Here is a 22,206-nt window from a genome sequence, read left to right as displayed (position 1 = left end):
CCACGGCGTCAACCCGTCTTCGGTGGGACGACTTGCAGGTAGATCGTGCTGAGCACGAAGTTCACGATGAAGAGCAGCAGGAACGTGATCACGACCGACTCGTTGACCGCGTCGCCCACGCCCTTCGGTCCGCCCGCGGCATTCATGCCCTTGTAGCAGGCGACGATGGCGGCGATCAGTCCGAAGACGAGCGCCTTGATGAAGCCCATCCACAGGTCGGGCAGCTGCGCCAGCGCCGTGAAGCTCGCCAGGTAGGCACCCGGGGTGCCGTCCTGCAGCATCACGTTGAAGACGTAGCCGCCGGCCACGCCGACCACGGTGACCATGCCGTTGAGGAAGACCGCGACGAGCATGCAGGCGAGGACCCGCGGCACGACCAGGCGCTGGATCGGGTCGATGCCCAGCACCATCATCGCGTCGAGCTCCTCGCGGATCTTGCGGGCGCCGAGGTCCGCCGCGATGGCGGAGCCGCCGGCGCCGGCGATGAGGAGCGCGGTGGCGATCGGGCCGGCCTGCTGGACGACGGCGAGCACCGAGGCGGAACCGGTGAAGGACTGGGCGCCGAACTGCTTGATGAGCCCGCCGACCTGGAGTGCGATCACGGCACCGAAGGGGATCGCGACCAGCGCGGTGGGGATGATCGTGACCGAGGCGATGAACCAGGCCTGCTGGAGGAACTCCCGGGTCTGGAACGGGCGCCGCGGCAGCTGGCGCGCGACGTCCAGCGCGAACGCGAACAGCTTGCCGGCTGTCCCGATCGGCGCCAGGACGCGCGAGGCGGTGAGGGTGGCCATGCTGCTCGTCACGCCCCGGTGGCCATGGACATGTTGTCGCTGAAGGAGCCCGGGGGCGGGGTGACGCCGTTCTCGCGGCACCAGGCGCCCGGCTCGCGCTGGCTGCGGCGCGGGATGCCGTTGGACGGCTCGAGCTGCAGCGGGATCGGCGGCAGCGGCGGCAGCTCCTGGTCCGCCTCGGCCGCGAGCTCGTCGGCGTCCTTCTCCTCGGACATGCCGATCGGGCCGACCCGCTGGGCGTTGAGGAACTGGCGCACCACCGGCTCCTCCGACGACAGCAGCATCTCGCGCGGACCGAACATCGCCAGGTGGCGGTGGTAGAGGAGCCCGATGTTGTCGGGCACCGTGCGCGCGGTGTTGATGTCGTGGGTGACGATGAGGAAGGTCGCGTCGATCTGCGCGTTGAGGTCGACGATGAGCTGGTTGAGGAAGGCCGTGCGGACCGGGTCGAGACCCGAGTCGGGCTCGTCGAAGAGCACGATCTCCGGGTCGAGCACCAGGGCGCGGGCGAGACCGGCGCGCTTGCGCATACCGCCGGAGATCTCACCGGGAAGCTTGTCCTCGGCGCCGATGAGACCGACGAGGTCCATCTTCTCCATGACGATGTCGCGGATCTGCGACTCGCTCTTCTTCGTGTGCTCGCGCAGCGGGAAGGCGACGTTGTCGTAGAGGTTCATCGAGCCGAACATCGCACCGTCCTGGAACAGCACGCCGAACAGCTTGCGGATCTCGTAGAGATCGCGCTCGGAGCAGCTCGCGATGTCGGTGCCCTCGATCACGATCGAGCCCTCATCGGGCTTGAGCAGCCCGATCAGGGTCTTGAGGAACACCGACTTGCCGGTGCCGGACGGTCCGAGCATCACGCAGATCTCGCCGGCCGGGACCGTGAGGGTGACGTCCCCCCAGATCAGCTGCTTGCCGAACGACTTGGTGAGGTGCTCGACCTGGATCTCCACACCCATCCGGTGCCTCCCTCTCGACTCTCGGTCGTGCCAAAGTTTCCCCGGGCGCGAACGAGCGAATCCCGAGCCCCCACTCGCCAGTAACAACGCGAGCTGGGCGGAGAGGTTACGCGCGTCCCCCGACTTCGTTCGCTGCTCCCCCTTCCCTGAGACCCGTGGTGTGACACCTGTGGTCCAGACCGTCGCGCGGCCGAGCCCGCGCGCCGTCCGGGGCCACCGACGCACGGGTTCCCGAGAAGGCCCGCCGACCGTAGCGGACGACCGTGGCGGGCGTCACAGCGGCCCCTTCGTGGTCGCGTGCGTCCGCAAATGACGAACGGGCGGCCACCCCGCAGGGTGACCGCCCGTTCGCGCGAGCGTCAGAGAGACGTCACTTGAGGGTGACGGTGGCGCCGGCGCCCTCGAGGGCCTCCTTGGCCTTCTCCGCCACGTCCTTGGCAACCTTCTCCAGGACCGGCTTCGGGGCGCCCTCGACCAGCTCCTTGGCCTCCTTCAGACCGAGGGAGGTCAGGCCGCGCACCTCCTTGATGACGTTGATCTTCTTGTCGCCGGCCGACTCGAGCACGACGTCGAACTCGTCCTGCTCGGCAGCGGCGTCGCCGCCGGCCTCGCCGCCGCCGGCGGCGGGGGCAGCAGCAACGGCAACCGGAGCGGCGGCGGTGACGCCGAAGGTGTCCTCGAACTGCTTCACGAACTCGCTCAGCTCAATGAGGGTCATCTCCTTGAACGCGTCGAGCAGCTCGTCGGTGGTGAGCTTCGCCATGGTGGCGTTTCCTTCCGTTCGGTGGCCCGCACGGTCGTGCGAGCCGGGTTTCAGGTGGTCGGTACCTCGGCCGGTCAGGCCTCGGTGGCTTCGCCCTCGTCGGAGGCCGCGGGGGCCTCGTCAGCGGGAGCCTCGGTCGCCTCCGTGGCGGCCGGGGCCTCCTCGGCGGCGGCCTCTGCCTGGTCGGCGGCCTCAGCCGCCGGGGCACCGGCACCACCTGCGAGGATCGAGGGGTCCTGCTCGGCCTTGGCCTGCAGGGCGCCGGCGAGCCGGGCAGCCTGCGAGATCGGGGCGTTGAGCAGGTAGACGGCCTGGCTGAGCGACGCGAGCATCGCGCCGGCCAGCTTGCCCAGGAGCACCTCGCGCGACTCGAGGTCGGCCAGCTTGGCGACCTCCTTCGCGTCGAGGGGCTTGCCGTCCAGGACGCCACCCTTGATGACGAGGGTGGGGTTCGCCTTGGCAAAGTCACGCAGACCCTTGGCCGCCTCGACGACGTCGCCGTTGATGAAGGCGATCGCGGTCGGGCCGGTCAGCAGGTCGTCGAAGCCTTCGATGCCGACCTCGGAGGCGGCGATCTTGGCGAGCGTGTTCTTGACCACGGCGTAGTTGGCGTTCTCGCCGAGGGAGCGCCGCAGTTCCTGCAGCTGCTTCACGGTGAGACCGCGGTACTCGGTCAGCACAGCGCCTGCGGATGCGTTGAACGACTCAACGATCTCCGCGACGGCTGCCTGCTTCTCTGGCCGCGCCATGGGTCTCCTTCCGGGCTGTGAGACCGCCCCGCCCCGGAAAAGACGAACGCCCCGGGCGCAGGAGCCCAGGGCGTGGAACGCGCTGCCGAGGCAGCTGTCATGCTCTGTCACCTGCGCTGGCCGTCCGCTTCGCGGAACCTTCGGTCGTGCTGCTGGTGCAGCCCGGCAACCGGCGGTCTCTGGTTTCGGTGATGAAGACTACGGGGCCGGCGTCCGAGCGCCAAATCGTGGCGCCGGAGCCGGGAGCGACCGGCCCGGATCCACCGTTCGTCCGACCCGCTGTCCCCCGTCTGGAGGAATTGTGGGCGTTCTCCGGCGGGCGCGGCGCGGTTCTGCTCCCATGAGGGAATGGACCACCAGATGCACTCGCTCAGCGACGTCCTGGAGCTGGCGGAGGCCCGCCTGCAGGGCGCCGCACACGCACCCGGACGGGTCTGGCCCACCGGCTTCGACCCGCTCGACGAGAACCTGATGGGCGGCTTCCGCGGCGGCGAGCTCGTGCTGCTCGCCGGCCCCCAGGGTCTCGGCAAGACCACCCTCGCGCTCCAGATGGGCCGCAACGCGGTCCGCCGGGGCCGACCGGTGGCCTACTTCTGCTTCGAGCACGAGCCGCAGCTGCTGCTCGAGCGCCTCGTCGCGATGGAGGCCGGCGAGATCGCCGGGTACGACGCCCCCGACCTGCGCCGCATCCGCAACGCCTTCGACGCCAGCGACCACCGCGCCGGCTCGATCGCCGAACGGCTGTCGGACAAGAGCGGCGCAGCGGAGGCCCTCAAGCGCGTCCAGGAGTACGCCGACCTCTACCACCTGCACCAGTCGAGCGGCCGGTCGACGACCGTCGACGCGATCGCCCAGGCCGCCGAGGCGATTCGCGACGAGCACGGCCAGCAGCCGCTGATCGTCGTCGACTACCTGCAGAAGGTCAGCGTCCCCGGCACGACGCTGCCGGACGAGGAGCGGATCACGCACGTCGTCGAGGGACTCAAAGACCTCGCACTCGACCTCGACTCGCCGCTGCTCTCGATCGCGGCCGCCGACAAGGCGGGCATCGAGTCCGGCCGCCGGATGCGGACGTCCCACCTGCGCGGCTCCTCGGCGCTCGCCTACGAGGCCGACGCGGTGCTCATCCTGAACAACAAGTTCGACGTCGTGGCGCGGCACCACCTCGTCTACGACCTCGGCGCCGCCGAGCGCTTCAAGTCGTGGGCAGTGCTCTCCATCGAGAAGAACCGCAACGGCATCGACAAGATCGACCTCGAGTTCCGCACCCGCCTTGACCAGAGCAGGTTCGAGGAGCAGGGCTCCGTCGTGGTCGAGCAGCTCATCGACGAGCGGGTCTTCGTCGAGTGACCCCGAGATGACCCCGAAATGACACCGACCCGCCCGAGACTTTCGGGCGGGTCGGCGTTCAGGTGGTCCTGAGGTCAGGCAGTGGCCTCGTCCTCGACCGCGACGTTGCGGGTGCGGTTCGGGTCGACCTGGATGCCCGGGCCCATCGTCGTGGAGACGGTGACCTTCTTGATGTAGCGGCCCTTGGAGCTGGCCGGCTTGAGCCGCAGCACCTCCTCGAGGGCGGCGGCGTAGTTCTCGGCGAGCTGGACCTCGGAGAACGACGCCTTGCCGATGATGAAGTGCAGGTTGGCGTGACGGTCGACGCGGAACTCGATCTTGCCGCCCTTGATGTCGGACACGGCCTTGGCCACGTCCGGCGTCACGGTGCCGGTCTTCGGGTTCGGCATGAGGCCGCGGGGACCGAGGACGCGGCCGAGGCGACCGACCTTGCCCATCATGTCCGGGGTCGCGACGACGGCGTCGAAGTCGAGCCAGCCGCCGGCGACCTTCTCGATGAGCTCGTCGCCACCGACGACGTCGGCGCCGGCCTCACGCGCCGCCTCGGCCTTGTCGGCGTTGGCGAACACGAGCACACGGGCGGTCTTGCCGGTGCCGTGGGGGAGGTTGACGGTGCCGCGGACCATCTGGTCGGCCTTGCGCGGGTCGACGCCGAGGCGCATGACGACGTCGACGGTCTCGTCGAACTTCTTCTTGCTGCCGGTCTTGGCGATCTTGATCGCGGCGAGCGGGGCGTAGATCTCGTTCTTGTCGAACTGCTCGGCCGCCGCACGGTAGGTCTTGCTGCGCTGCATGTCTGGTTTCTCGTTTCTTCCAGTGTGGTCAGGTGGGCCAGCGCGGCCCTGCCACAGATGTGTGGTCTGGTCCCGTCGCGCTCAGCGCGAGGAGGGGCAGGTCAGTCGGTGGTGACGCCCATGGAGCGAGCGGTGCCCTCGACGATCTTCATCGCAGCGTCGATGTCGTTCGCGTTGAGGTCGGGGAGCTTGGTCTGGGCGATCTCGCGGACCTGGTCCTTGGTCAGCTTGCCGACCTTCTCCTTGTGCGGGACACCGGAGCCCTTCTGCAGACCAGCAGCCTTCTTGATCAGCTCCGCGGCCGGCGGGGTCTTGGTGATGAAGGTGAACGAGCGGTCCTCGTAGATGGTGATCTCGACCGGGATCACGTTGCCGCGCATGGACTCGGTCTGGGCGTTGTACGCCTTGCAGAAGTCCATGATGTTGACGCCGTGGGGACCGAGCGCGGTACCGACCGGCGGGGCCGGGGTCGCGGCGCCAGCCTGCAGCTGGACCTTGACCAGTGCGGCGATCTTCTTCTTGGGAGGCATTCCAGGTTCTCTCTTTCGTGGTCATGACGGGGGTTTCCCTGCCACTGGTGGTACGCCGCTCCATTGTGGGGCGGTGGGCGCCCGATCGGAAAATCGGGCGAGGCACGGGGACAGGGCCCGAGCAAGCTCGGACCCTGTGCTCAGACCTTCTGGATCTGGCTGAAGCTCAGCTCGACCGGGGTCTCGCGGCCGAAGATCTCGACCAGGGCCTTGACGCGCTGCGACTCGGCATTGATCTCGGTGATGGTCGCGTGCAGCGTGGCGAACGGGCCGTCGACCACCATGACCGAGTCGGAGACGTCGAAGTCGGCGACCTCGACCGGCTTGCGGGCCGGGGCGGCAGCGCCGGCGGAAGCCGGGGCGGCAGCGGCGGCGGCGGTCTCGGCCTGCGCGACCACGGTCGGGGCGAGCATGCTCTCGACCTCGGAGAGGGAGAGCGGCACCGGCTGGTGGCTGTGGCCGACGAAGCCGGTGACCGACGGGGTGTGGCGCACGGCGGCCCACGACTCGTCGGTGAGGTCCATGCGGACGAGCACGTAGCCGGGGAGCACGGTGCGCTTGACCATCTTGCGCTGGCCGTTCTTGATCTCCGCGACCTCCTCGGTGGGGACCACGATCTCGTGGATGTAGTCCTCCATGTTGAGGGAGATGATGCGGTTCTCCAGGTTCGACTTCACCCGGTTCTCCATGCCGGAGTAGGTGTGGACGACGAACCAGTCGCCGGGCTTGGCCCACAGCTCGCGGCGGAACTCCTCGAGCGGGTCCTCGTCGCCGGCGTCCTCGTCGGCCTCGTGACCCTCCGCGGCCGCGTCGACGTCGGCGGTCTCCTCGGCGTCGTCGGAGTCGGCGTCCTCGCCGGTCTCCTCGTCGGCCGACTCCTCGACCTCGACAGCCTCGGGAGCGTCCTCAGGGGTCGCCTCGACCTCGACGGCCTCGGGGGCGTCGGTGAGGGTCGCCTCGTCGCCGGCCGTCTCGCCGGTCTCGAGCGGGTCGTACTGGTCCGACACGTGCTGCTCCGTCACTCGTTGTGCGATCTGGGGGTCCGGCCTGGCCGGACCGGGGCGGTGTACCGCCGTGGACTCCTGCGCGGGACTACTGCGACTGGCCGGCGAAGACCTCGAACGCCAGCTTGCCGAAGCCGAGGTCGAGGGCGGAGACCAGCGCCATGAAGAAGACGACGAAGACCATGGTCACCAGGAAGTAGGTGACCAGCTGCTCCTGCGTCGGCCAGACGACCTTCCGCAGCTCGGCAACGACCTGGCGGTAGAACGTGACCGGGCTCGTCCGCTTCTCGGCGTCGTGGTCGCGGCGCACTGCGCTGCTGTCCGACACGTCCTCACCTTCCTTCGTCGTCCTGAGCGTCCTGCCCAGGGGTCTTGCAGGGCACGAGGGACTTGAACCCCCAACCTTCGGTTTTGGAGACCGATGCTCTGCCAGTTGAGCTAGTGCCCTTCGCGATTCGCTCCCCGCAGCCTGCCGAAGGGCATGCCGCAGCATGTGGAGGAACCACCGGATGGCGAGTCTACGGGGTCGGACGATGCCGCGTCCAAACGCCCGTCCGGACGCCGCCGCGGACCGCCCTACGATGGGGCCCATGACCTCCACCACTCCCGCCCAGCCCGGACCTCGCGACCGTCGCATCTCCCAGCGGATCGGGGGGATCGCCGAGTCCGCCACGCTCAAGGTCGACGCCAAGGCCAAGGCGCTCAAGGCGGACGGTCGCCCGGTCATCGGCTTCGGCGCCGGCGAGCCGGACTTCCCGACGCCCGACTACATCGTCGACGCCGCGGTCGAGGCCTGCCGCGACCCGCGCAACCACCGCTACACCCCCGCTGGCGGCCTCCCCGAGCTGAAGAAGGCGATCGTCGAGAAGACCCGCCGCGACAGCGGCTGGGAGGTCGAGCCGTCCCAGGTGCTGGTCACCAACGGCGGCAAGCAGGCGATCTACGCCGCGTTCGCGACCATGCTCGACCCGGGCGACGAGGTCATCGTGCCCGCGCCGTACTGGACGACGTACCCCGAGGCCATCCGACTGGCGGGCGGCGTGCCCGTCGAGGTGCTCGCCGACGAGACCCAGGACTACAAGGTCACCGTCGAGCAGCTCGATGCCGCGCTGACTGACCGCACCAAGGTGCTGCTGTTCGTCTCCCCGTCGAACCCGACCGGCGCGGTCTACACCTCCGACGAGATCCGGGCGGTCGGCGCGTGGGCCGAGGAGAAGGGCCTGTGGGTCCTCACCGACGAGATCTACGAACACCTCGTCTACGACGACGTCGACACCGGCTCGCTGCCGGTGTTGTGCCCCCAGGTCGCCGACCGCACGGTCGTCGTCAACGGCGTCGCGAAGACCTACGCCATGACCGGCTGGCGGGTCGGCTGGATGATCGGCCCCGCCGACCTGGTCAAGGCCGCCACCAACCTGCAGTCGCACGCCACCTCGAACGTCGCCAACGTCGCCCAGCGCGCCGCCATCGCCGCGGTGTCGGGCGACCTGGCAGCCGTTGACGAGATGAAGGTCGCCTTCGACCGCCGTCGCCGCACCATCGTGAAGATGCTCAACGAGATCGAGGGCGTGGTCTGCCCGACCCCGCACGGCGCGTTCTACGCCTACCCGTCCGTCAAGGGCCTGCTCGGCCGTGAGCACGACGGTCGGCACATCGAGACCACCACCGACCTCGCGGAGTACATCCTCGAGAGGGCGGAGGTCGCCGTGGTCCCGGGTGAGGCTTTCGGCTCCCCCGGCTACCTCCGGCTCTCCTACGCCCTGGGCGACGACGACCTCGTCGAGGGCGTCACCCGACTGCAGAAGCTGTTCGCCTGACCACCCGCCGAGCTGCCACCAGTTGCCCCGCCCCCGGGAAACTGGCGGCAGCTCGGCCACACCACGGGGGAAACTGCTGGCAGCTCGGCACCGGCTACGGTGACCTGACCTGACCCGACGTGAACACGCACGGCCCGCTGAGGAGGAGGCTCCGCTGAACGGACACCAGCGCAACCTCCACACGCTGCCCAAGGCCCACCTGCACCTCCACTTCACGGGGTCGATGCGGCACGACACGCTCCTCGAGCTCGCCGAGCGCGACGGCATCCATCTGCCCGACTCGCTGGTCTCCGAGTGGCCGCCGGAGCTGTCCGCGGCCGACGAGAAGGGCTGGTTCCGGTTCCAGCGGCTCTACGACGTCGCCCGGTCGGTGCTGCGCACCGAGGACGACGTGCGCCGGCTGGTGCTCGAGGCGGCCGAGGACGACGTCCGCGAGGGCGGCCGCTGGCTGGAGATCCAGGTCGACCCCAGCGGGTACGCCGCCCGGTTCGGCGGGATCACGGCCTTCACCGACCTGGTGCTCGACGCGGTGGCGTCGGCGTCGCGCGAGACCGGCCTGGGCATGGCGCTGGTCATCGCCGCCAACCGCACCCGCCACCCGATGGACGCCCGCACGCTCGCGCGCCTCGCCGCGCAGTACGCCGACCGCGGCGTCGTCGGCTTCGGGCTGTCCAACGACGAGCGCCGCGGGACGACCTCGGAGTTCTCCCGGGCGTTCGAGATCGCGCGCCGGGCCGGGCTGGCGATGGTCCCCCACGGCGGCGAGCTGCGCGGCCCCGACCACGTCCGAGTCTGCCTCGACGAGCTCCACGCCGACCGGCTCGGCCACGGTGTCCGGTCGGTCGAGGATCCCGAGGTGCTGGCGCGGGTCGTCGACAGCGGAGTCGCCCTCGAGGTGTGCCCCGTCTCCAACGTGGCCCTCGGGGTCTACTCCGACCTGACCTCGGTCCCGCTGCCCGAGCTGCTGGCCGCCGGGGCGACCGTCGCGCTCGGCGCCGACGACCCGCTGCTGTTCGGGTCCCGGCTCGCCGGCCAGTACGCCACGATGCGCGCCGCCCACGAGCTCGACGACGCCCAGCTCGCCGAGCTGGCGCGGATGTCGATCCGGGCGTCGTACGCCCCGGACGACGTCAGGAAGACCGTGCTCGCCGACATCGACGAGTGGCTGGCGACACCCCCGGGACGGTGAGCCTCAGAGCTCGAGGCCGACGAGCACCGGCTCGTTGACCAGGCGGATGCCGAACCGTTTCTCGACGCCGTCGCGGACCTCGCGGGCGAGCGCGACCAGGTCGTCGGCGGAGGCGTCGCCGCGGTTGGTGAGGGCGAGGGTGTGCTTGGTCGACAGGGCGACCCGGCCGCCGTTGAGGTCGAGCCCGTAGCCCTTCGAGAAGCCCGCGCGCTCGATGAGCCAGGCCGCGCTGGTCTTCACGGTGCCGTCGGGCTGCGGCCACGCCGGCGCCCCCTCGGGCACGAGGTCGGGGTCGACCATCGGGTTGGTGAAGAACGACCCGGCGCTCCACGTGTCGTGGTCGGCGGCGTCGAGCACCATGCCCTTGCCGCCGCGCAGCGCCAGAACCGTCTCGCGGACGTCGGTCAGCGGGGCCCGCTCCCCCTCGTCGACGCCGAGCCGGCGCGCGAGCTCGGCGTACCGCACGGGCGCGCCGAGGTCGCCCTGCGCGAGCTGGAAGGTCACGTCGAGCACGACGTGGCGCCCCGGGTCGGCCTTGAACCGGCTGTGCCGGTAGCCGAAGCCGCAGTCGGCGTTGGCGAAGGTGCGGATGCCACGCAACTGCCGGTCCCAGACCCGCACCGTGGCGATGGTCTGCGAGACCTCCTGGCCGTAGGCGCCGACGTTCTGGATCGGGGTGGCGCCCACGGCGCCGGGGATCCCGGAGAGCGCCTCGATGCCGACCCAGCCGCGGTCGACGGCGTGGGCGACGAACGCGTCCCAGTCCTCCCCGGCCGCGACGCGCACCAGGACGCCGCCGCAGGAGACGCCGTCCTCGACGTCGGGGTGGATGCCCCGGGTCGCCACCTTCACGACGGTGCCGGGGAAGCCCTCGTCGCTGACGACGAGGTTGCTGCCGCCGCCGAGCACGAGCACCGGCTCGCCGGCGTCGTCGGCTGCCGAGACGGCGGCGACCAGCTCCTCCTCGGTCGTCGCGGTGACGAACCGACGGGCGGGGCCGCCGAGCCGCAGCGTGGTGTGGTCGCGCAGGTGCGCGGACGGCTCAGCCACGCAGGACTGCCTTCGGCATGCCGAGGACCTTCTGGCCGCCGCAGGTGACGGTGAGCGAGACGGTGGTGACGCCGTCCTGGTCGGCGGCCTCGCCGGCGACCTCGATCTCGACGCCGCCCTCGGCGGGCACGACGACCGGGTTGGTGAACTTGCAGCCCAGGCTGGCGACCTCCCGGCCGGGGAACCAGTCGGCGACGGCCCGGGCCGCCAGCGCCATGGTGAACATCCCGTGGGCGATCACCCCGGGCAGGCCGACGCTGCGCGCGACCTGCTCGTCCTGGTGGATCGGGTTGTGGTCGCCGCTGGCCCCGGCGTAGCGGACGAGGTCCTCGCGGGTGACCGTGAAGGTGCGGGTTGGCAGCTCGCTCATGCGTCCGCCCCCCGGTGGACGAGGGTGGCGGAGGTCGAGCAGACCGGTGCGCCGGAGGCGTCGGTGATCTCGCTGGTGGTACCGATGATGTCGTTGCCGGCGATCTGCCGCAGCGACGCGACCGTCAGCGTCGCGGTGAGCACGTCGCCGGGCCGCACCGGGCGCTCGTAGGCGAACTTCTGGTCGCCGTGGACGATGCGGGACAGCTCGATCCCCTCCGCCTCGAGGAAGGCGTTCATCGCGTCGAAGGCGAGGACGATCGGGAAGGTCGGCGGGGCAACGGCGTCGGGGCCGCCGGCGTACTCGCCACCCGTGGCGGCGACGAAGGCCGCCACCTTCTCCTCGGTGACGTCGTACGGCGCGGTCGGCGGGAAAGTCCTCCCGACGAGCGACTGGTCGACAGGCATGGACGCCACCCTAGTCCGGTCGCCGGGCGGGAAACGCGTCGAGGGCGGCCACCCGGATGGGTGACCGCCCTCGACGGAAGGACAGGATGCCGCTCAGCGGGTCTCGCGGTGCGCGGTGTGCTTGCGGCAGCGGGGGCAGAACTTCGCCAGCTCGAGCCGGTCGGGGTCGTTGCGGCGGTTCTTCTTCGTGATGTAGTTGCGCTCCTTGCAGTCCACGCAGGCGAGCGTGATCTTGGGGCGAACGTCGGAGCTCTTGCTGGCCACGGGAAGTCCTTCTGGTTGGTACCTGGGTCGAACTGAGTAGCGGGGGCGGGACTCGAACCCGCGACACCACGATTATGAGCCGTGTGCTCTAACCACCTGAGCTACCCCGCCACGGGGACAGGGCAACCCGGCCAGAATACCGGCCGGACGACCCACACCCAGAGCCCCTTTACGGAATCGAACCGTAGACCTTCTCCTTACCATGGAGACGCTCTGCCGACTGAGCTAAAGGGGCAACGAGCGAGAACAATACACACGACTGCGCGGCAACGAAAAATCGGCTGCGCACCCCCAGCGGGACGCCCTTCTCAACCGTCGATCCTGGGCCAGGGCGCAGCCTCCTCGAGCTCGTAGGCGAGCTCGATCAGGGTGGCCTCACGACCCCAGCCGGCGCTCAGCATCATGCCCTGCGGGAGCCCCTCGGCGGTCATCGCGAGGGGCAGGCTGAGCGAGGGGTCGCCGGTGGCGTTCTGCAACGGCGTGAAGGCCACCCAGTCGAGCAGCCGCTCCATCAGGTCGTCGTAGTCCCGCGTCGGCGCGAGGTGCCCGATCGTGGGCGTCGGCGCAGCCAGGGTCGGCGTGAGCAGCACGTCGTACCGGCGGAAGAAGTCGCGCGACCACCGGGTCGTACGCCGGAGCCGGACGATCGCCGACGGGAGCTTGTGGAGCCGGCGGGCGGAGTGCCGGGCCAGGCCGTGGGTGAGGTTGTCCAGCTGGGTGGGGTCCCACGACGGCCCGAACGCGCGGGCGCCGGTCCGCACGGTGAAGAGCGCCAGCATCGACCAGTACAGCAGGAAGTCGTCGGCGAACCGGGCCGGCGCCGGCTGCGGCACGGGGTGGACCCGGTGGCCGAGCTCCTCGAGCAGCGCGGCCGTCTTCCTGGTCAGCTCGGCGACCTCGGGCGAGGCGGAGCGGCCGATCCCCTCGGTGACGACCGCGACGTCGAGCCGCGCCTTGCCCGGCCGGGTGAGGTCGCCGACGGGCGGCAGCGCGAGGTTGCGCCAGACGCGCTCGGCCTCGCGGTAGAAGGCGGCCGTGTCGCGCACCGACCGGGTCAGCACACCGTCGGAGACGATGCGGACCGGCATCTCGCGCAGCAGCGGGTCCTGCGCCAGCCGGCCGCGGGTGGGCTTGAGTCCGACGAGCCCGTTGACCGAGGCGGGGATCCGGATCGACCCGCCGCCGTCGTTGGCGTGCGCCAGGGGGACCACCCCCGCGGCCACCATCGCCGCGGAGCCGGCCGAGGACGCTCCGGCGGTCCGCCGGAGGTCCCAGGGGCAGCGGACCGGGCCGAGCCGCGAGTGCTCGGCGGAGGCGTTGAGACCGAACTCGGACATCTGGGTCTTGCCCAGAGGCAGCAGGCCGGTGGCGAGGTACTGGCGCGCGAGCTCCCCGTCCTCCCGCGCGACCCGGCCGTCGTAGGCGTCCGTGCCCTGGCGGGTGGGCATGCCGGCGACGTCGACGTTGTCCTTGAGGAAGGTGGGGACTCCCGAGAAGAAGCCGCCGCGCGGCTCCCTCGCCTCCGCCCGCGCCCGGTCCCAGGCGCGGTGGACGACCGCGTTGAGCTCGCCGTCGACCTTCTCGGCGCGGGCCACCGCAGCCTCGACGACCTCGGGGATCGACACCCGGCGCCGGCGGACCAGGTCGGCGAGTCCCACCGCGTCGTGGTCGCCGAGGGCGTCGTCGGCGAAGGCGTGGACCCTGCTCGTGCCGGCAGCCATGGCGGCACGGTACCGAGCGCCGGGCCCCTCGTCAGCAGCCCTCGTCGGCGGCTGGGTCAGCGGTCTGCAGCACCCCGCCGGTGGCAGCCGACGAGGTGGTCGTCGACGAGGCCGATGGCCTCCATCAGCGCGTACATGGTCGTCGGGCCGACGAAGACGAAGCCGCGCCGCTTCAACGCCTTCGAGAGCGCGACCGACTCCGGCGAGGTGGTGACCACCTGCTCGGACGTGGCCGGCGCCGGCGACCGGTCGGGACGGAACGACTCGACGAGGGCCTCGAGGCCGCCGTCGTCGCGCAGCGACACGGTTGCTCGCGCGTTGGTGATCGCGGCCTCGATCTTGCGGAGGTTGCGCACGATCCGGGCCTCGCCCATCAGCCGCTCCACGTCGGAGGCGTCGTACGCCGCGACGGCGTCGGCGTCGAAGCCGGCGAAGACCTCGCGGAAGGCGGGGCGCTTGACCAGGATGGTGCGCCACGAGAGCCCGGACTGGAACGCCTCCAGGGTCAGCCGCTCGAGGTAGGCGGCCTCGCCACGGACGGGCAGCCCCCACTCGGTGTCGTGGTAGACGAGGTTGTCGGGGTCGCCCGCCGCCCACGGGCAACGGGCGATGCCGTCGTCGCCGATCACTGGTCCGGGCACGTCCCGGATCCTGCCAGAGCCCGCCGACGGCGGGACGGGTCGCGCCCGCTCCCCCGACGGCCGCTCAGCTGCGGTACTCGGGGTTCTCCCAGTCGAAGCGGGTGCCGGCGTCCCACTCGGAGCGCTGGTTGCCGTAGCCGGGCACACCGCCGGCGTCCTTGAGCATCCGCGCGAGGTGCATCAGGTTCCACGTCATGAAGGTGGTGTTGCGGTTGGTGAAGTCGTTCTCCGGGCCGCCGCTGCCGGGGTCGAGGTACGACGGCCCCGGGCCCGCCTCGCCGATCCAGCCGGCGTCCGCGTTGGGCGGGATCGTGTAGCCGACGTGGGCGAGGCTGTAGAGCACGTTCATCGCACAGTGCTTGATGCCGTCCTCGTTGCCGGTGATCAGGCAGCCGGCCACCCGGCCGTAGAAGAGGTACTGGCCCTTGTCGTTGAGCTCCCCGCTCAGCGAGTACATCCGCTCGATGAACTGCCGGGTGACGCTCGCGTTGTCCCCCAGCCAGATCGGCCCCGCCACGACGAGGATGTCGCTGGCCAGGATCCCGGGGTAGAGCTCGGGCCAGGCGTCGGCCTTCCACCCGTGCTCCCGCATGTCGGGGTAGACCCCGGTCGCGACGTCGTGGTCGACGAAGCGGATGACCTCGACCTCCACGCCGTGCTTGCGCATGATCGCCGCGCTCGCGTCGACGAGCCCCTGGGTGTGGCTTCGCTCGGGACTGCGCTTGAGCGTGCAGTTGACGTACGTCGCGCGGAGGTCGCTGAAGTCGTGCTCGCGGTCACTCGCCATGCCTCCACTCTCAGGGGTGGTCCGGCCGGGCACAACGGCCCGTCAGGACCAGTCACCCCGACCAGCCTTGCCCAATGCGTTAGTGGCCGCTAACGTATTTGGTGTGACCGACGCCCTCTCCGCAGCTGCCGAGCCCACGCGGCGACGCATCCTCCAGCTGCTCGCGGCGCAGGAGCGCACGGTCAGCGACGTCGCCGCCCACTTCCCGGTGACCCGCTCCGCGATCTCCCAGCACCTGCTCGTGCTGGAGGCCGCCGGGCTGGTCACCGCGCAGAAGGTCGGCCGTCAGCGCATCTACCGGGTCGACCCGCGGGGCCTGCGCGAGCTGCAGGCCGAGATCGACCGGTTCTGGACCAGCGAGCTCGACCAGCTCGTGGCCGACGCCCACGCCCTCAACGACCGCCGGAACGACCCGGCCGAACAAGGAGAACAGCCATGACCTACACCAAGAGCGTCCTGCTCCCCGTCTCCCCCGACGAGGCCTTCGCGCTGATCACCGAGCCCGAGCGGCTGCGGCGCTGGCAGACCGTCACCGCCCGCATCGACCTGCGGGCCGGCGGCGAGTACCGCTGGACGGTCACCCCCGGCCACGTCGCCGCCGGCACCGTCGTGGAGGTCGAGCCCGGCCGACGAGTCGTCCTGGGCTGGGGCTGGGAGGGCCACCCGGAGCTGGCGGCCGAGGGCTCCACCGTGACCTTCACCGTGGAGCCGGTCGAGGGCGGGACCCGGGTCACGCTGGAGCACGCCGGCCTCACCGACGAGCAGGCCGTCCACCACGCCGAGGGCTGGGAGCACTTCGTCGCGCGGCTGGAGAAGGCCGCCACCACGGGGGATGCCGGGCCGGACGAGTGGGCGGCGATGCCACAGGCAATCGACGAGCTCTCCTCGGCCGAGGCCACCCTCGCCGTGCTGCAGCCGGTGCTGCGCGGCCTCACTGCTGAGGACCGCAGCCGGCAGACCCCCTGCGCGGAGTACGACGGGCACGCGCTGGCCGAGCACCTCACGCGCTCGATCGTCGGCATCGGTTCCCTGGCCGGCGCCAAGGTCGTCACCCCTGAGGAGGGCTCGCTCGAGCACCGCATCAGCACGATGGCCGGTCAGGCGATCGAGGCCTGGACCCACCGGGGCCTGGAAGGCGGCACCGAGGGCGAGTCCGGGCTCACGGCTCGCGAAGCCGTGGGGATCCTGTCACTGGAGTTCCTGATCCACGCGTGGGACTTCGCGCAGACCAGCGGCCAGCAGGTCACGGTCTCCGAGGAGCTCGCAGGCTACGTCCTCGGCATCGGCGAGCAGCTGATCCCGGGCGGTCGCTCCGGCGGCTCCTTCGCCGAGCCCGTCGCCGTGCCCGCAGGCGCCGGCGCCCTCGACCGCCTGGTGGCCCTGTCCGGTCGACAGGTCCCCGTCGCCGCCTGAGGGACCGACGGCCCTTCACCCCCGACTCGGAAACCACCGAAGATCCGGACAAGGAAACAAGGAGAGCCCTCATGGCCAAGTTCATGTTCATCTACCACGCACCCGCGATGCCCACGGACGCCCCGGCCCCCTCCCCGGAGGAGATGCAGGAGGTCATGCAGGCCTGGATGCGGTGGGGCGAGAAGGTCGGCGACGGGATGGTCGACTTCGGCACGCCGCTGGCCGGCGGCGTCCGGGTGACCCCCGACGGGACCAGCGACAGCGACCGCGAGGTCGCCGGCTACACGATCATCGAGGCGGCCGACAGGGACGCCGCGCTCGCGCTGGCCCAGGTGCACCCGCACCTGGACATGCCCGGCGGCTGCACCATCGAGGTGCACGAGTGCCAGCCGGTCCCCGGCATGTGACGCAGCACGTGACAGGGCCTCGAAGGTCCGTCGAAGGAGGGGACGTGGAGCTCCCGAAGCACACCGACGAGGACAAGGCGCGCTTCCGCGACCTCGTCCCGGAGGCGCCCGGCGTCGAGGTGAAGCCGATGTTCGGCAGCCTGGGCGCGTTCGTGAACGGCAACATGTTCGCCGGGCTCTTCGGGACCGACGTCGGGGTGCGCCTCGACGAGGCGACCCGTGCTGACCTCGAGGCGGTCGAGGGCAGCGGCCCGTTCGGCCCGCCCGGACGACCGATGCGGGAGTACGTCGCGCTGCCGGCGTCGCTCGACGACGATCAGGCGTCGGCGTGGGTGGAGCGGGCGCGGGCCCACGTGGCCACCCTCCCGCCGAAGGTCAAGAAGTAGGACGCCCTGCGCACCTCACGGGGTCTCGAGGCTCGGCCGCGGGGCGGCCTCGCGCCTCGACCACCGGTGGCCTAGCGGCGTTCCTTGAGGCGGGCGTTCGGCAGCGCCGGGGCGGGGATCGGCGCGAGGTGGTCGTCGACGACCACGCCGAAACGGCCGTCGGCGACGTCCTGACCGTCGTCGACGACGGCGCCACCACGGGTGATCTGGGCCTGCCACTCCTCGCGGAAGGCGACGACCTCCTCGTGGCTGCGGCCGACGAAGTTCCACCACATCACGATGGACTCGCCGAACGGGGTCCCGCCGAGCAGCAGCACCCGCGCCCCCTCGTCACCCGCGGCGAGGCGGAGCGACGGCCCGCCGGGCGGGACGTAGGCGAGCTCGTGCTGCTTGGTCTCCTGCCCGGCAACGGCGACCACGCCGGTGTCGACGAGGACGCCGTGCTCGAACTCCGGGTCGACGTCGGCCTCGAGCACCGCTCCGGGCTCCAGCAGCACCTCGGCGCCGAGAAGCGGGCTGTACGTCGGCACCGGCGAGGTGGACCCGAGCAGCGAGCCGAGGAAGACCCGCCCCTCCCAGCCCTCCCCCGTCACCGGGTCGGGCACGTGGTGCCGGAAGCCGGGGTCGGTGTGGCGCGAGGCGTCGGGCAGGGCGACCCACAGCTGGGCGCCGTGCAGCACCTCGACCTCGCCGGTCGACACCTCGGAGTGGCTGATGCCGCGGCCGGCGGTCATCAGGTTGACCTCGCCGGGCCGCACCATCGCCTGCGCGCCGGTGGAGTCGCGGTGCTCGACCTCGCCGGTGAAGAGCCAGCTCACCGTCTGCAGCCCCGTGTGCGGGTGTGGGGCCACGACCATGCCGCCGGTGTCGGCGACGTCGTCGGGGCCGTAGTGGTCGACGAAGCACCACGCCCCGATCAGCGAGCGGTGCCGCTGCGGCAGGGTGCGGCGCACCGTCATCGCCCGGGGGCCGCCCAGCGGCACCTCCCGCGGGACCATCACCTCGACGGCCAGCTCCGGGCCGCTCTCGCAGGTCAGCAGGTCGGGGTCGCGCTCCGGGTTGCTCACCCTCCCAGTGTGCCCCCGCCCGCCAGCGGCCCAGCCGCTACGAGAGCTGCGGCGGGTCGGTCTCCCGCTTCTCCTCATCACCGCGCCCTGCAGGGGTGACGGTGTGCGCGAGGGTCGCGTGGCGCGCCGCGGCGTCCGTCGTCGTCCGCTCGAGCCGCACCACGATCGACTTGTACGTCGGGGTGTTGCTGCCCTCCGCGGTGGACTCCAGCGGCACGAGCGGGTTGGTCTCCGGGTAGTACGCGGCGGCGCAGCCGCGGGGCTGGTCGTAGGCCACGACCCGGAACGCCGGCACCCGCCGCTCGACGCCGTCCCACTCGCTGACCAGGTCGATGTGGTCGCCCTCCGTCAGCCCGAGCGCCGCGACGTCCTCGGGGTGGACGAAGACCACGCGCCGGCCGCCCTCGATGCCGCGGTAGCGGTCGCTGAGGCCGTAGATCGTGGTGTTGAACTGGTCGTGCGACCGGATCGTCTGCAGCAGCAGCCGCCCCTCGGGCACGGTCAGCACCTCCAGAGGGCTGACCGTGAACATCGCCTTCCCAGCCTTCGTCGGGAAGGTACGGGTGTCTCGGGGCGGGTGCGGCAGGGTGAAGCCGCCCGGCTGGTCGACCTTCTCGTCGTACGCTGCGCAGCCGGGGACCACACGCGCGATGGAGCGGCGGATCTCGGAGTAGTCCTGGCGGAACCGGCTCCACGGCACGGGCGAGTCGGTCAGCGTGGCCTCGGCGATCGAGCAGACGATGTCGACCTCGGAGCGCAGGTGCGGCGACGCGGGCTTCAGCGGCCCCTGGGAGGCGTGGACCGCCGACATCGAGTCCTCCACGGTGACCCGCTGCGGCGAGCCGCCGGTGTGGTCGCGCTCGCTGCGGCCGAGCGCCGGCAAGATCAGCGCCTCGCGGCCGTGCACGACGTGGGACCGGTTGAGCTTGGTCGAGACGTGCACCGTCAGGTCGGCGTTGCGCATCGCCGCCTCGGTGGCCGCGGTGTCGGGGGTGGCGGACACGAAGTTGCCGCCCATCCCCATGAACACCCGGGCCCGACCCTGGGCGAGGGCAGTGATCGCGGCGACGGTGTCGAGGCCGTGCTCGCGCGGCGGCTCGAAGCCGAACTCGGCGGCGAGGGCGTCGAGGAAGTGCTCGGGCGCGCGCTCCCAGATTCCCATCGTGCGGTCGCCCTGCACGTTGGAGTGGCCGCGCACGGGGCACAGCCCCGCGCCGGGCTTGCCGATGTTCCCCTGCAGCAGCGCGACGTTGACGATCTCCTTGATGGTCGCGACGGCGTTGCGGTGCTGGGTGATGCCCATCGCCCAGCAGAAGACGGTCCGGCCGCTGCCGGCGAGCATCCGGGCCAGCTCCTCGATCTCCTCGCGCCGCAGCCCGGTGGCCGCGAGGACCGCGGGCCAGTCGACGTCGCGCCGCGCCGCGGCGTACTCCTCGAAGCCTGTGGTGTGCCGCTCGACGAAGTCGCGGTCGACGGCGCCGCGCTCGAGCAGCAGCGACCCGAGCGCCTGCAGCAGGGCGAGGTCGCCGTTGGTGCGGATCTGCAGGTAGAGGTCGGCGAGGCCGGTGCCGGGGCCGACGACGCCGCGCGGGGTCTGCGGGTTCTTGAAGCGCACCAGGCCCGTCTCGCGCAGCGGGTTGACCGCGACGATGCGGGCGCCGTTCTTCTTGGCGGTCTCCAGCGCGGTCAACATCCGCGGGTGGTTGGTGCCGGGGTTCTGGCCGAGGATCACGATGAGCTCGGCCGAGTGGACGTCCTCGAGCCGCACCGAGCCCTTGCCGATGCCGATGGCCTCGGCCAGCGCCACCGACGTCGACTCGTGGCACATGTTGGAGCAGTCGGGGAGGTTGTTGGTGCCGTAGGAACGGGCGAGGAGCTGGTAGGCGAACGCCGCCTCGTTGGAGGTCTTGCCCGAGGTGTAGAAGACCGCCTCGTCCGGGTCGATCGCCCGGAGGTGACGGCCGATCGTCGCGAACGCGTCGTCCCAGGAGATCGGCTCGTAGTGGGACGCGCCCTCGCGGAGCACGAACGGCTCGGCGATCCGGCCCTGCTGGTTGAGCCAGTAGTCGGTGTGCTCGGCGAGCTCGGCGACCGGGTGGCGGGCCATGAAGTCGCGGTCGAGCAGGTCGCGGGTGGCCTCGTCGGCGACCGCCTTGACGCCGTTCTCGCAGAACTCGGCGGTGTGGCGGTGGGCGGGGTCGGGGTCCGGCCAGGCGCAGCCCTGGCAGTCGAACCCGTCGGTCTGGTTGAGCTTGAGCAGGGTCCGGCCGGAGCGGACGACGCCCATCTGGTCGACGGCCCTCTTCAGGGCGATGGCCACGGCCTCGGCGCCGGCGGCCGCCTTCTTGGGCGCGCCGACCTCGACCTGTGCCTCGTCGATCTCGTGGACCCGCCTGCGTCGACCCATGCCCCCATCCTGTCCCACCGCGGAAGCGAGTGGAATCAGCTGTTGGAGTAGACCGCCGGGCCGCCGTCGCCGGTGTCGGGGGTGCTGTCGGGGCCGCGTCCGGCCCAGGTCCAGGCGTACGCCGGGTCCTCGGCCGCGAGGCCGCCCTCGCCGAGCTCGAGCGGCGCGAAGGTGTCGACCATGACGGCCAGCTCGTCGAAGTACTCCGCGCCGAGCGAGGCCTCGATGGCCGACGGCTGCGGGCCGTGCGCGTGGCCGCCGGGGTGCAGCGAGATCGAGCCGATGTTGATGCCCGAGCCCTTGCGCGCCTCGTAGTCGCCGCCGACGTAGAACATGACCTCGTCGCTGTCGACGTTCGAGTGGTAGTAGGGCACCGGGATCGCCAGCGGGTGGTAGTCGACCTTGCGCGGGCAGAAGTTGCAGATGACGAAGTTCCAGCCCTCGAAGACCTGGTGCACCGGCGGCGGCTGGTGGACCCGGCCGGTGATCGGCTCGAAGTCCTCGACGTTGAACGTGTAGGGGTACAGGCAGCCGTCCCAGCCGACCACGTCGAACGGGTGGGTCGCGTAGACCATGCGGGTGCCGACGATCGCGCCGCCGGTACGGTGCTTGACCAGCACCTCGACGTCGGTGCCCTCGACCAGGAACGGCGCGTCCGGCCCGTGCAGGTCGCGCTCGCAGTACGGCGCGTGCTCGAGGAACTGCCCGTAGCGCGAGAGGTAGCGCTTGGGCGGCGCGATGTGGCTGTTCGCCTCGATGGCGTAGAGCCGGCTCGACTCGGCGGGGACCCAGCGGTGGGTGGTGGCGCGCGGGATCAGGACGTAGTCGCCGGTCCGGTAGCTGACCACGCCGAAGACCGTCTCGACCGTGCCGGAGCCCGACTGGACGTAGACGCACTCGTCGCCGATCGCGTTGCGGTAGTACGGCGACGGGTCGGTGCCGGTCACGACGTACGCGATGCGCACGTCGTTGTTGCCGAGCACCAGCCGGCGGCCGGTGACCGCGTCGGCGGTGGCGCCGTCAGTGCCCTCGGGGAACAAGGTGTGGAGCTTGAGGTGACGCGGCTTCAGCGGGTGGTTGGGGGTGCGGGTCTGGTCGCCGAGGTCCCACACCTGGCTGTCGACCAGCGCCGACGGGACGCCGCGGTGGTAGAGCAGCGAGGAGTCGGACGAGAAGCCCTCCTCACCCATCAGCTCCTCGCGGTAGAGCCGCCCGTCGGGGTCGCGGTGCTGGGTGTGGCGCTTGGGCGGCACGTCGCCGACGCTGCGGTAGTGGGCCATGGGCTCAGCCTTCCACGATCAGGGGCTCGCTGGGATGTCCGGCTGGCATGGTGA

25 protein-coding genes and 3 tRNA genes are annotated in these 22,206 nt (G+C 71.2%); 7 read left to right on the top strand and 21 right to left on the bottom strand.

The window, feature by feature from the left end; all coding sequences use genetic code 11:
• Window positions 1–8 precede the first annotated feature (8 nt).
• From ACFP2E_RS15965 to rplJ, 4 genes are all read right to left on the bottom strand, one after another.
• Entirely contained in the window at window positions 9–794 is a 786-nt protein-coding gene (locus ACFP2E_RS15965; RefSeq protein ID WP_378523791.1) for an MlaE family ABC transporter permease, read from the bottom strand.
• A gap of 8 nt (window positions 795–802) precedes the next feature.
• Window positions 803–1,756: an ABC transporter ATP-binding protein gene (locus tag ACFP2E_RS15960; protein WP_378523790.1), complete on the bottom strand. Its 954-nt coding sequence runs from the start codon at window positions 1,754–1,756 to the stop codon at window positions 803–805.
• 370 nt (window positions 1,757–2,126) lie between these two features.
• Window positions 2,127–2,519, bottom strand: a complete 393-nt coding sequence (rplL, locus tag ACFP2E_RS15955; protein ID WP_378523789.1) for a 50S ribosomal protein L7/L12 — start codon at window positions 2,517–2,519, stop codon at window positions 2,127–2,129.
• Between the two features lie 74 nt (window positions 2,520–2,593).
• Window positions 2,594–3,268, bottom strand: coding sequence for a 50S ribosomal protein L10 (gene rplJ / locus ACFP2E_RS15950; protein ID WP_378523788.1), 675 nt, complete (start codon window positions 3,266–3,268; stop codon window positions 2,594–2,596).
• Window positions 3,269–3,616: 348 nt separating this feature from the next.
• Here rplJ and ACFP2E_RS15945 point away from each other — a divergent pair, with 348 nt between their 5' ends.
• On the top strand, window positions 3,617–4,618 hold the full coding sequence (locus ACFP2E_RS15945) for a DnaB-like helicase C-terminal domain-containing protein (RefSeq protein ID WP_378523787.1): 1,002 nt from the start codon (window positions 3,617–3,619) through the stop codon (window positions 4,616–4,618).
• A 74-nt stretch (window positions 4,619–4,692) separates the two neighbouring features.
• On the opposite strand, the gene rplA is transcribed toward ACFP2E_RS15945, so the two are convergent.
• From rplA to ACFP2E_RS15920, 5 genes are all read right to left on the bottom strand, one after another.
• A complete protein-coding gene (gene rplA / locus ACFP2E_RS15940) occupies window positions 4,693–5,412 on the bottom strand; it encodes a 50S ribosomal protein L1 (protein WP_378523786.1) in 720 nt (239 codons plus the stop codon).
• A gap of 101 nt (window positions 5,413–5,513) precedes the next feature.
• A complete protein-coding gene (rplK, locus tag ACFP2E_RS15935; RefSeq protein WP_378523785.1) occupies window positions 5,514–5,942 on the bottom strand; it encodes a 50S ribosomal protein L11 in 429 nt (142 codons plus the stop codon).
• Window positions 5,943–6,082: 140 nt separating this feature from the next.
• Complete coding sequence (gene nusG, locus ACFP2E_RS15930; RefSeq protein ID WP_378523784.1) at window positions 6,083–6,949, bottom strand: transcription termination/antitermination protein NusG; 867 nt, start codon at window positions 6,947–6,949, stop codon at window positions 6,083–6,085.
• 85 nt (window positions 6,950–7,034) lie between these two features.
• Complete coding sequence (gene secE / locus ACFP2E_RS15925) at window positions 7,035–7,274, bottom strand: preprotein translocase subunit SecE (RefSeq protein WP_378523783.1); 240 nt, start codon at window positions 7,272–7,274, stop codon at window positions 7,035–7,037.
• 47 nt (window positions 7,275–7,321) lie between these two features.
• A tRNA-Trp gene (locus ACFP2E_RS15920) sits at window positions 7,322–7,394 on the bottom strand.
• A gap of 142 nt (window positions 7,395–7,536) precedes the next feature.
• Between ACFP2E_RS15920 and ACFP2E_RS15915 the strand changes: the two genes are divergently transcribed.
• Together ACFP2E_RS15915 and ACFP2E_RS15910 are read left to right on the top strand one after the other, a co-directional pair.
• Window positions 7,537–8,763, top strand: coding sequence for a pyridoxal phosphate-dependent aminotransferase (locus ACFP2E_RS15915; RefSeq protein ID WP_378523782.1), 1,227 nt, complete (start codon window positions 7,537–7,539; stop codon window positions 8,761–8,763).
• Between the two features lie 154 nt (window positions 8,764–8,917).
• Entirely contained in the window at window positions 8,918–9,952 is a 1,035-nt protein-coding gene (locus ACFP2E_RS15910; protein WP_378524176.1) for an adenosine deaminase, read from the top strand.
• Between the two features lie 3 nt (window positions 9,953–9,955).
• Here ACFP2E_RS15910 and ACFP2E_RS15905 read toward each other — a convergent pair whose 3' ends face one another.
• The 9 genes from ACFP2E_RS15905 to ACFP2E_RS15865 form a co-directional block, all read right to left on the bottom strand.
• Window positions 9,956–11,002, bottom strand: a complete 1,047-nt coding sequence (locus ACFP2E_RS15905; RefSeq protein WP_378523781.1) for a UDP-N-acetylmuramate dehydrogenase — start codon at window positions 11,000–11,002, stop codon at window positions 9,956–9,958.
• The gene (locus tag ACFP2E_RS15900) at window positions 10,995–11,372 is read right to left on the bottom strand and encodes a MaoC/PaaZ C-terminal domain-containing protein (protein WP_378523780.1); all 378 of its coding nucleotides are present in this window, start codon (window positions 11,370–11,372) and stop codon (window positions 10,995–10,997) included. Before ACFP2E_RS15900 ends, ACFP2E_RS15905 begins: the two co-directional genes overlap by 8 nt.
• Window positions 11,369–11,779 (bottom strand): MaoC family dehydratase N-terminal domain-containing protein, encoded by a 411-nt coding sequence (locus ACFP2E_RS15895; protein WP_378523779.1) that lies wholly within the window; start codon window positions 11,777–11,779, stop codon window positions 11,369–11,371. The genes ACFP2E_RS15900 and ACFP2E_RS15895 overlap by 4 nt, the downstream gene beginning before the upstream one ends.
• A 93-nt stretch (window positions 11,780–11,872) precedes the next feature.
• Window positions 11,873–12,043: a 50S ribosomal protein L33 gene (gene rpmG / locus ACFP2E_RS15890; protein WP_121804265.1), complete on the bottom strand. Its 171-nt coding sequence runs from the start codon at window positions 12,041–12,043 to the stop codon at window positions 11,873–11,875.
• Between the two features lie 37 nt (window positions 12,044–12,080).
• Window positions 12,081–12,154, bottom strand: a tRNA-Met gene (locus ACFP2E_RS15885).
• Window positions 12,155–12,205: 51 nt separating this feature from the next.
• A tRNA-Thr gene (locus tag ACFP2E_RS15880) sits at window positions 12,206–12,278 on the bottom strand.
• Window positions 12,279–12,351: 73 nt separating this feature from the next.
• Window positions 12,352–13,764: an amidase gene (locus ACFP2E_RS15875; protein WP_378523778.1), complete on the bottom strand. Its 1,413-nt coding sequence runs from the start codon at window positions 13,762–13,764 to the stop codon at window positions 12,352–12,354.
• A gap of 56 nt (window positions 13,765–13,820) precedes the next feature.
• On the bottom strand, window positions 13,821–14,405 hold the full coding sequence (locus ACFP2E_RS15870) for a DNA-3-methyladenine glycosylase I (protein WP_378523777.1): 585 nt from the start codon (window positions 14,403–14,405) through the stop codon (window positions 13,821–13,823).
• Window positions 14,406–14,469: 64 nt separating this feature from the next.
• A complete protein-coding gene (locus ACFP2E_RS15865) occupies window positions 14,470–15,192 on the bottom strand; it encodes a flavodoxin family protein (RefSeq protein ID WP_378523776.1) in 723 nt (240 codons plus the stop codon).
• A gap of 103 nt (window positions 15,193–15,295) precedes the next feature.
• On the opposite strand from ACFP2E_RS15865, the gene ACFP2E_RS15860 reads away from it, so the two are divergent.
• From ACFP2E_RS15860 to ACFP2E_RS15845, 4 genes are all read left to right on the top strand, one after another.
• Window positions 15,296–15,631: an ArsR/SmtB family transcription factor gene (locus tag ACFP2E_RS15860; protein WP_378523775.1), complete on the top strand. Its 336-nt coding sequence runs from the start codon at window positions 15,296–15,298 to the stop codon at window positions 15,629–15,631.
• Window positions 15,628–16,605: a TIGR03086 family metal-binding protein gene (locus ACFP2E_RS15855; protein ID WP_378523774.1), complete on the top strand. Its 978-nt coding sequence runs from the start codon at window positions 15,628–15,630 to the stop codon at window positions 16,603–16,605. The genes ACFP2E_RS15860 and ACFP2E_RS15855 overlap by 4 nt, the downstream gene beginning before the upstream one ends.
• A 71-nt stretch (window positions 16,606–16,676) precedes the next feature.
• Complete coding sequence (locus ACFP2E_RS15850) at window positions 16,677–17,012, top strand: YciI family protein (protein ID WP_378523773.1); 336 nt, start codon at window positions 16,677–16,679, stop codon at window positions 17,010–17,012.
• A 44-nt stretch (window positions 17,013–17,056) separates the two neighbouring features.
• Window positions 17,057–17,398: a TfoX/Sxy family protein gene (locus ACFP2E_RS15845; RefSeq protein WP_378523772.1), complete on the top strand. Its 342-nt coding sequence runs from the start codon at window positions 17,057–17,059 to the stop codon at window positions 17,396–17,398.
• A 71-nt stretch (window positions 17,399–17,469) separates the two neighbouring features.
• Here ACFP2E_RS15845 and ACFP2E_RS15840 read toward each other — a convergent pair whose 3' ends face one another.
• Genes ACFP2E_RS15840 through ACFP2E_RS15830 form a run of 3 tightly spaced genes read right to left on the bottom strand, consistent with a single transcriptional unit; the run spans window position 17,470 to window position 22,152 of the window.
• The gene (locus ACFP2E_RS15840) at window positions 17,470–18,465 is read right to left on the bottom strand and encodes a pirin family protein (protein WP_378523771.1); all 996 of its coding nucleotides are present in this window, start codon (window positions 18,463–18,465) and stop codon (window positions 17,470–17,472) included.
• A gap of 37 nt (window positions 18,466–18,502) precedes the next feature.
• The gene (locus ACFP2E_RS15835; protein ID WP_378523770.1) at window positions 18,503–20,872 is read right to left on the bottom strand and encodes an FdhF/YdeP family oxidoreductase; all 2,370 of its coding nucleotides are present in this window, start codon (window positions 20,870–20,872) and stop codon (window positions 18,503–18,505) included.
• Window positions 20,873–20,907: 35 nt separating this feature from the next.
• Window positions 20,908–22,152, bottom strand: a complete 1,245-nt coding sequence (locus ACFP2E_RS15830) for a homogentisate 1,2-dioxygenase (protein ID WP_378523769.1) — start codon at window positions 22,150–22,152, stop codon at window positions 20,908–20,910.
• Window positions 22,153–22,206 lie beyond the last annotated feature (54 nt).

This window comes from Nocardioides sp. GCM10027114 (assembly GCF_042659625.1).
In the GTDB taxonomy this organism is placed as follows: Bacteria; Actinomycetota; Actinomycetes; order Propionibacteriales; family Nocardioidaceae; genus Nocardioides.
This window is presented reverse-complemented; position numbering and strand designations above follow the sequence as displayed.

Bases quoted from the DNA above. Each gene is read 5' to 3' on its own strand.
- ACFP2E_RS15965 (WP_378523791.1), bottom strand. From the start codon at position 794: ATGGCCACCCTCACCGCCTCGCGCGTCCTGGCGCCGATCGGGACAGCC.
- ACFP2E_RS15960 (WP_378523790.1), bottom strand. From the start codon at position 1,756: ATGGGTGTGGAGATCCAGGTCGAGCACCTCACCAAGTCGTTCGGCAAG.
- rplL (WP_378523789.1), bottom strand. From the start codon at position 2,519: ATGGCGAAGCTCACCACCGACGAGCTGCTCGACGCGTTCAAGGAGATG.
- rplJ (WP_378523788.1), bottom strand. From the start codon at position 3,268: ATGGCGCGGCCAGAGAAGCAGGCAGCCGTCGCGGAGATCGTTGAGTCG.
- ACFP2E_RS15945 (WP_378523787.1), top strand. From the start codon at position 3,617: ATGGACCACCAGATGCACTCGCTCAGCGACGTCCTGGAGCTGGCGGAG.
- rplA (WP_378523786.1), bottom strand. From the start codon at position 5,412: ATGCAGCGCAGCAAGACCTACCGTGCGGCGGCCGAGCAGTTCGACAAG.
- rplK (WP_378523785.1), bottom strand. From the start codon at position 5,942: ATGCCTCCCAAGAAGAAGATCGCCGCACTGGTCAAGGTCCAGCTGCAG.
- ACFP2E_RS15915 (WP_378523782.1), top strand. From the start codon at position 7,537: ATGACCTCCACCACTCCCGCCCAGCCCGGACCTCGCGACCGTCGCATC.
- ACFP2E_RS15900 (WP_378523780.1), bottom strand. From the start codon at position 11,372: ATGAGCGAGCTGCCAACCCGCACCTTCACGGTCACCCGCGAGGACCTC.
- ACFP2E_RS15895 (WP_378523779.1), bottom strand. From the start codon at position 11,779: ATGCCTGTCGACCAGTCGCTCGTCGGGAGGACTTTCCCGCCGACCGCG.
- ACFP2E_RS15875 (WP_378523778.1), bottom strand. From the start codon at position 13,764: ATGGCTGCCGGCACGAGCAGGGTCCACGCCTTCGCCGACGACGCCCTC.
- ACFP2E_RS15865 (WP_378523776.1), bottom strand. From the start codon at position 15,192: ATGGCGAGTGACCGCGAGCACGACTTCAGCGACCTCCGCGCGACGTAC.
- ACFP2E_RS15855 (WP_378523774.1), top strand. From the start codon at position 15,628: ATGACCTACACCAAGAGCGTCCTGCTCCCCGTCTCCCCCGACGAGGCC.
- ACFP2E_RS15850 (WP_378523773.1), top strand. From the start codon at position 16,677: ATGGCCAAGTTCATGTTCATCTACCACGCACCCGCGATGCCCACGGAC.
- ACFP2E_RS15835 (WP_378523770.1), bottom strand. From the start codon at position 20,872: ATGGGTCGACGCAGGCGGGTCCACGAGATCGACGAGGCACAGGTCGAG.
- ACFP2E_RS15830 (WP_378523769.1), bottom strand. From the start codon at position 22,152: ATGGCCCACTACCGCAGCGTCGGCGACGTGCCGCCCAAGCGCCACACC.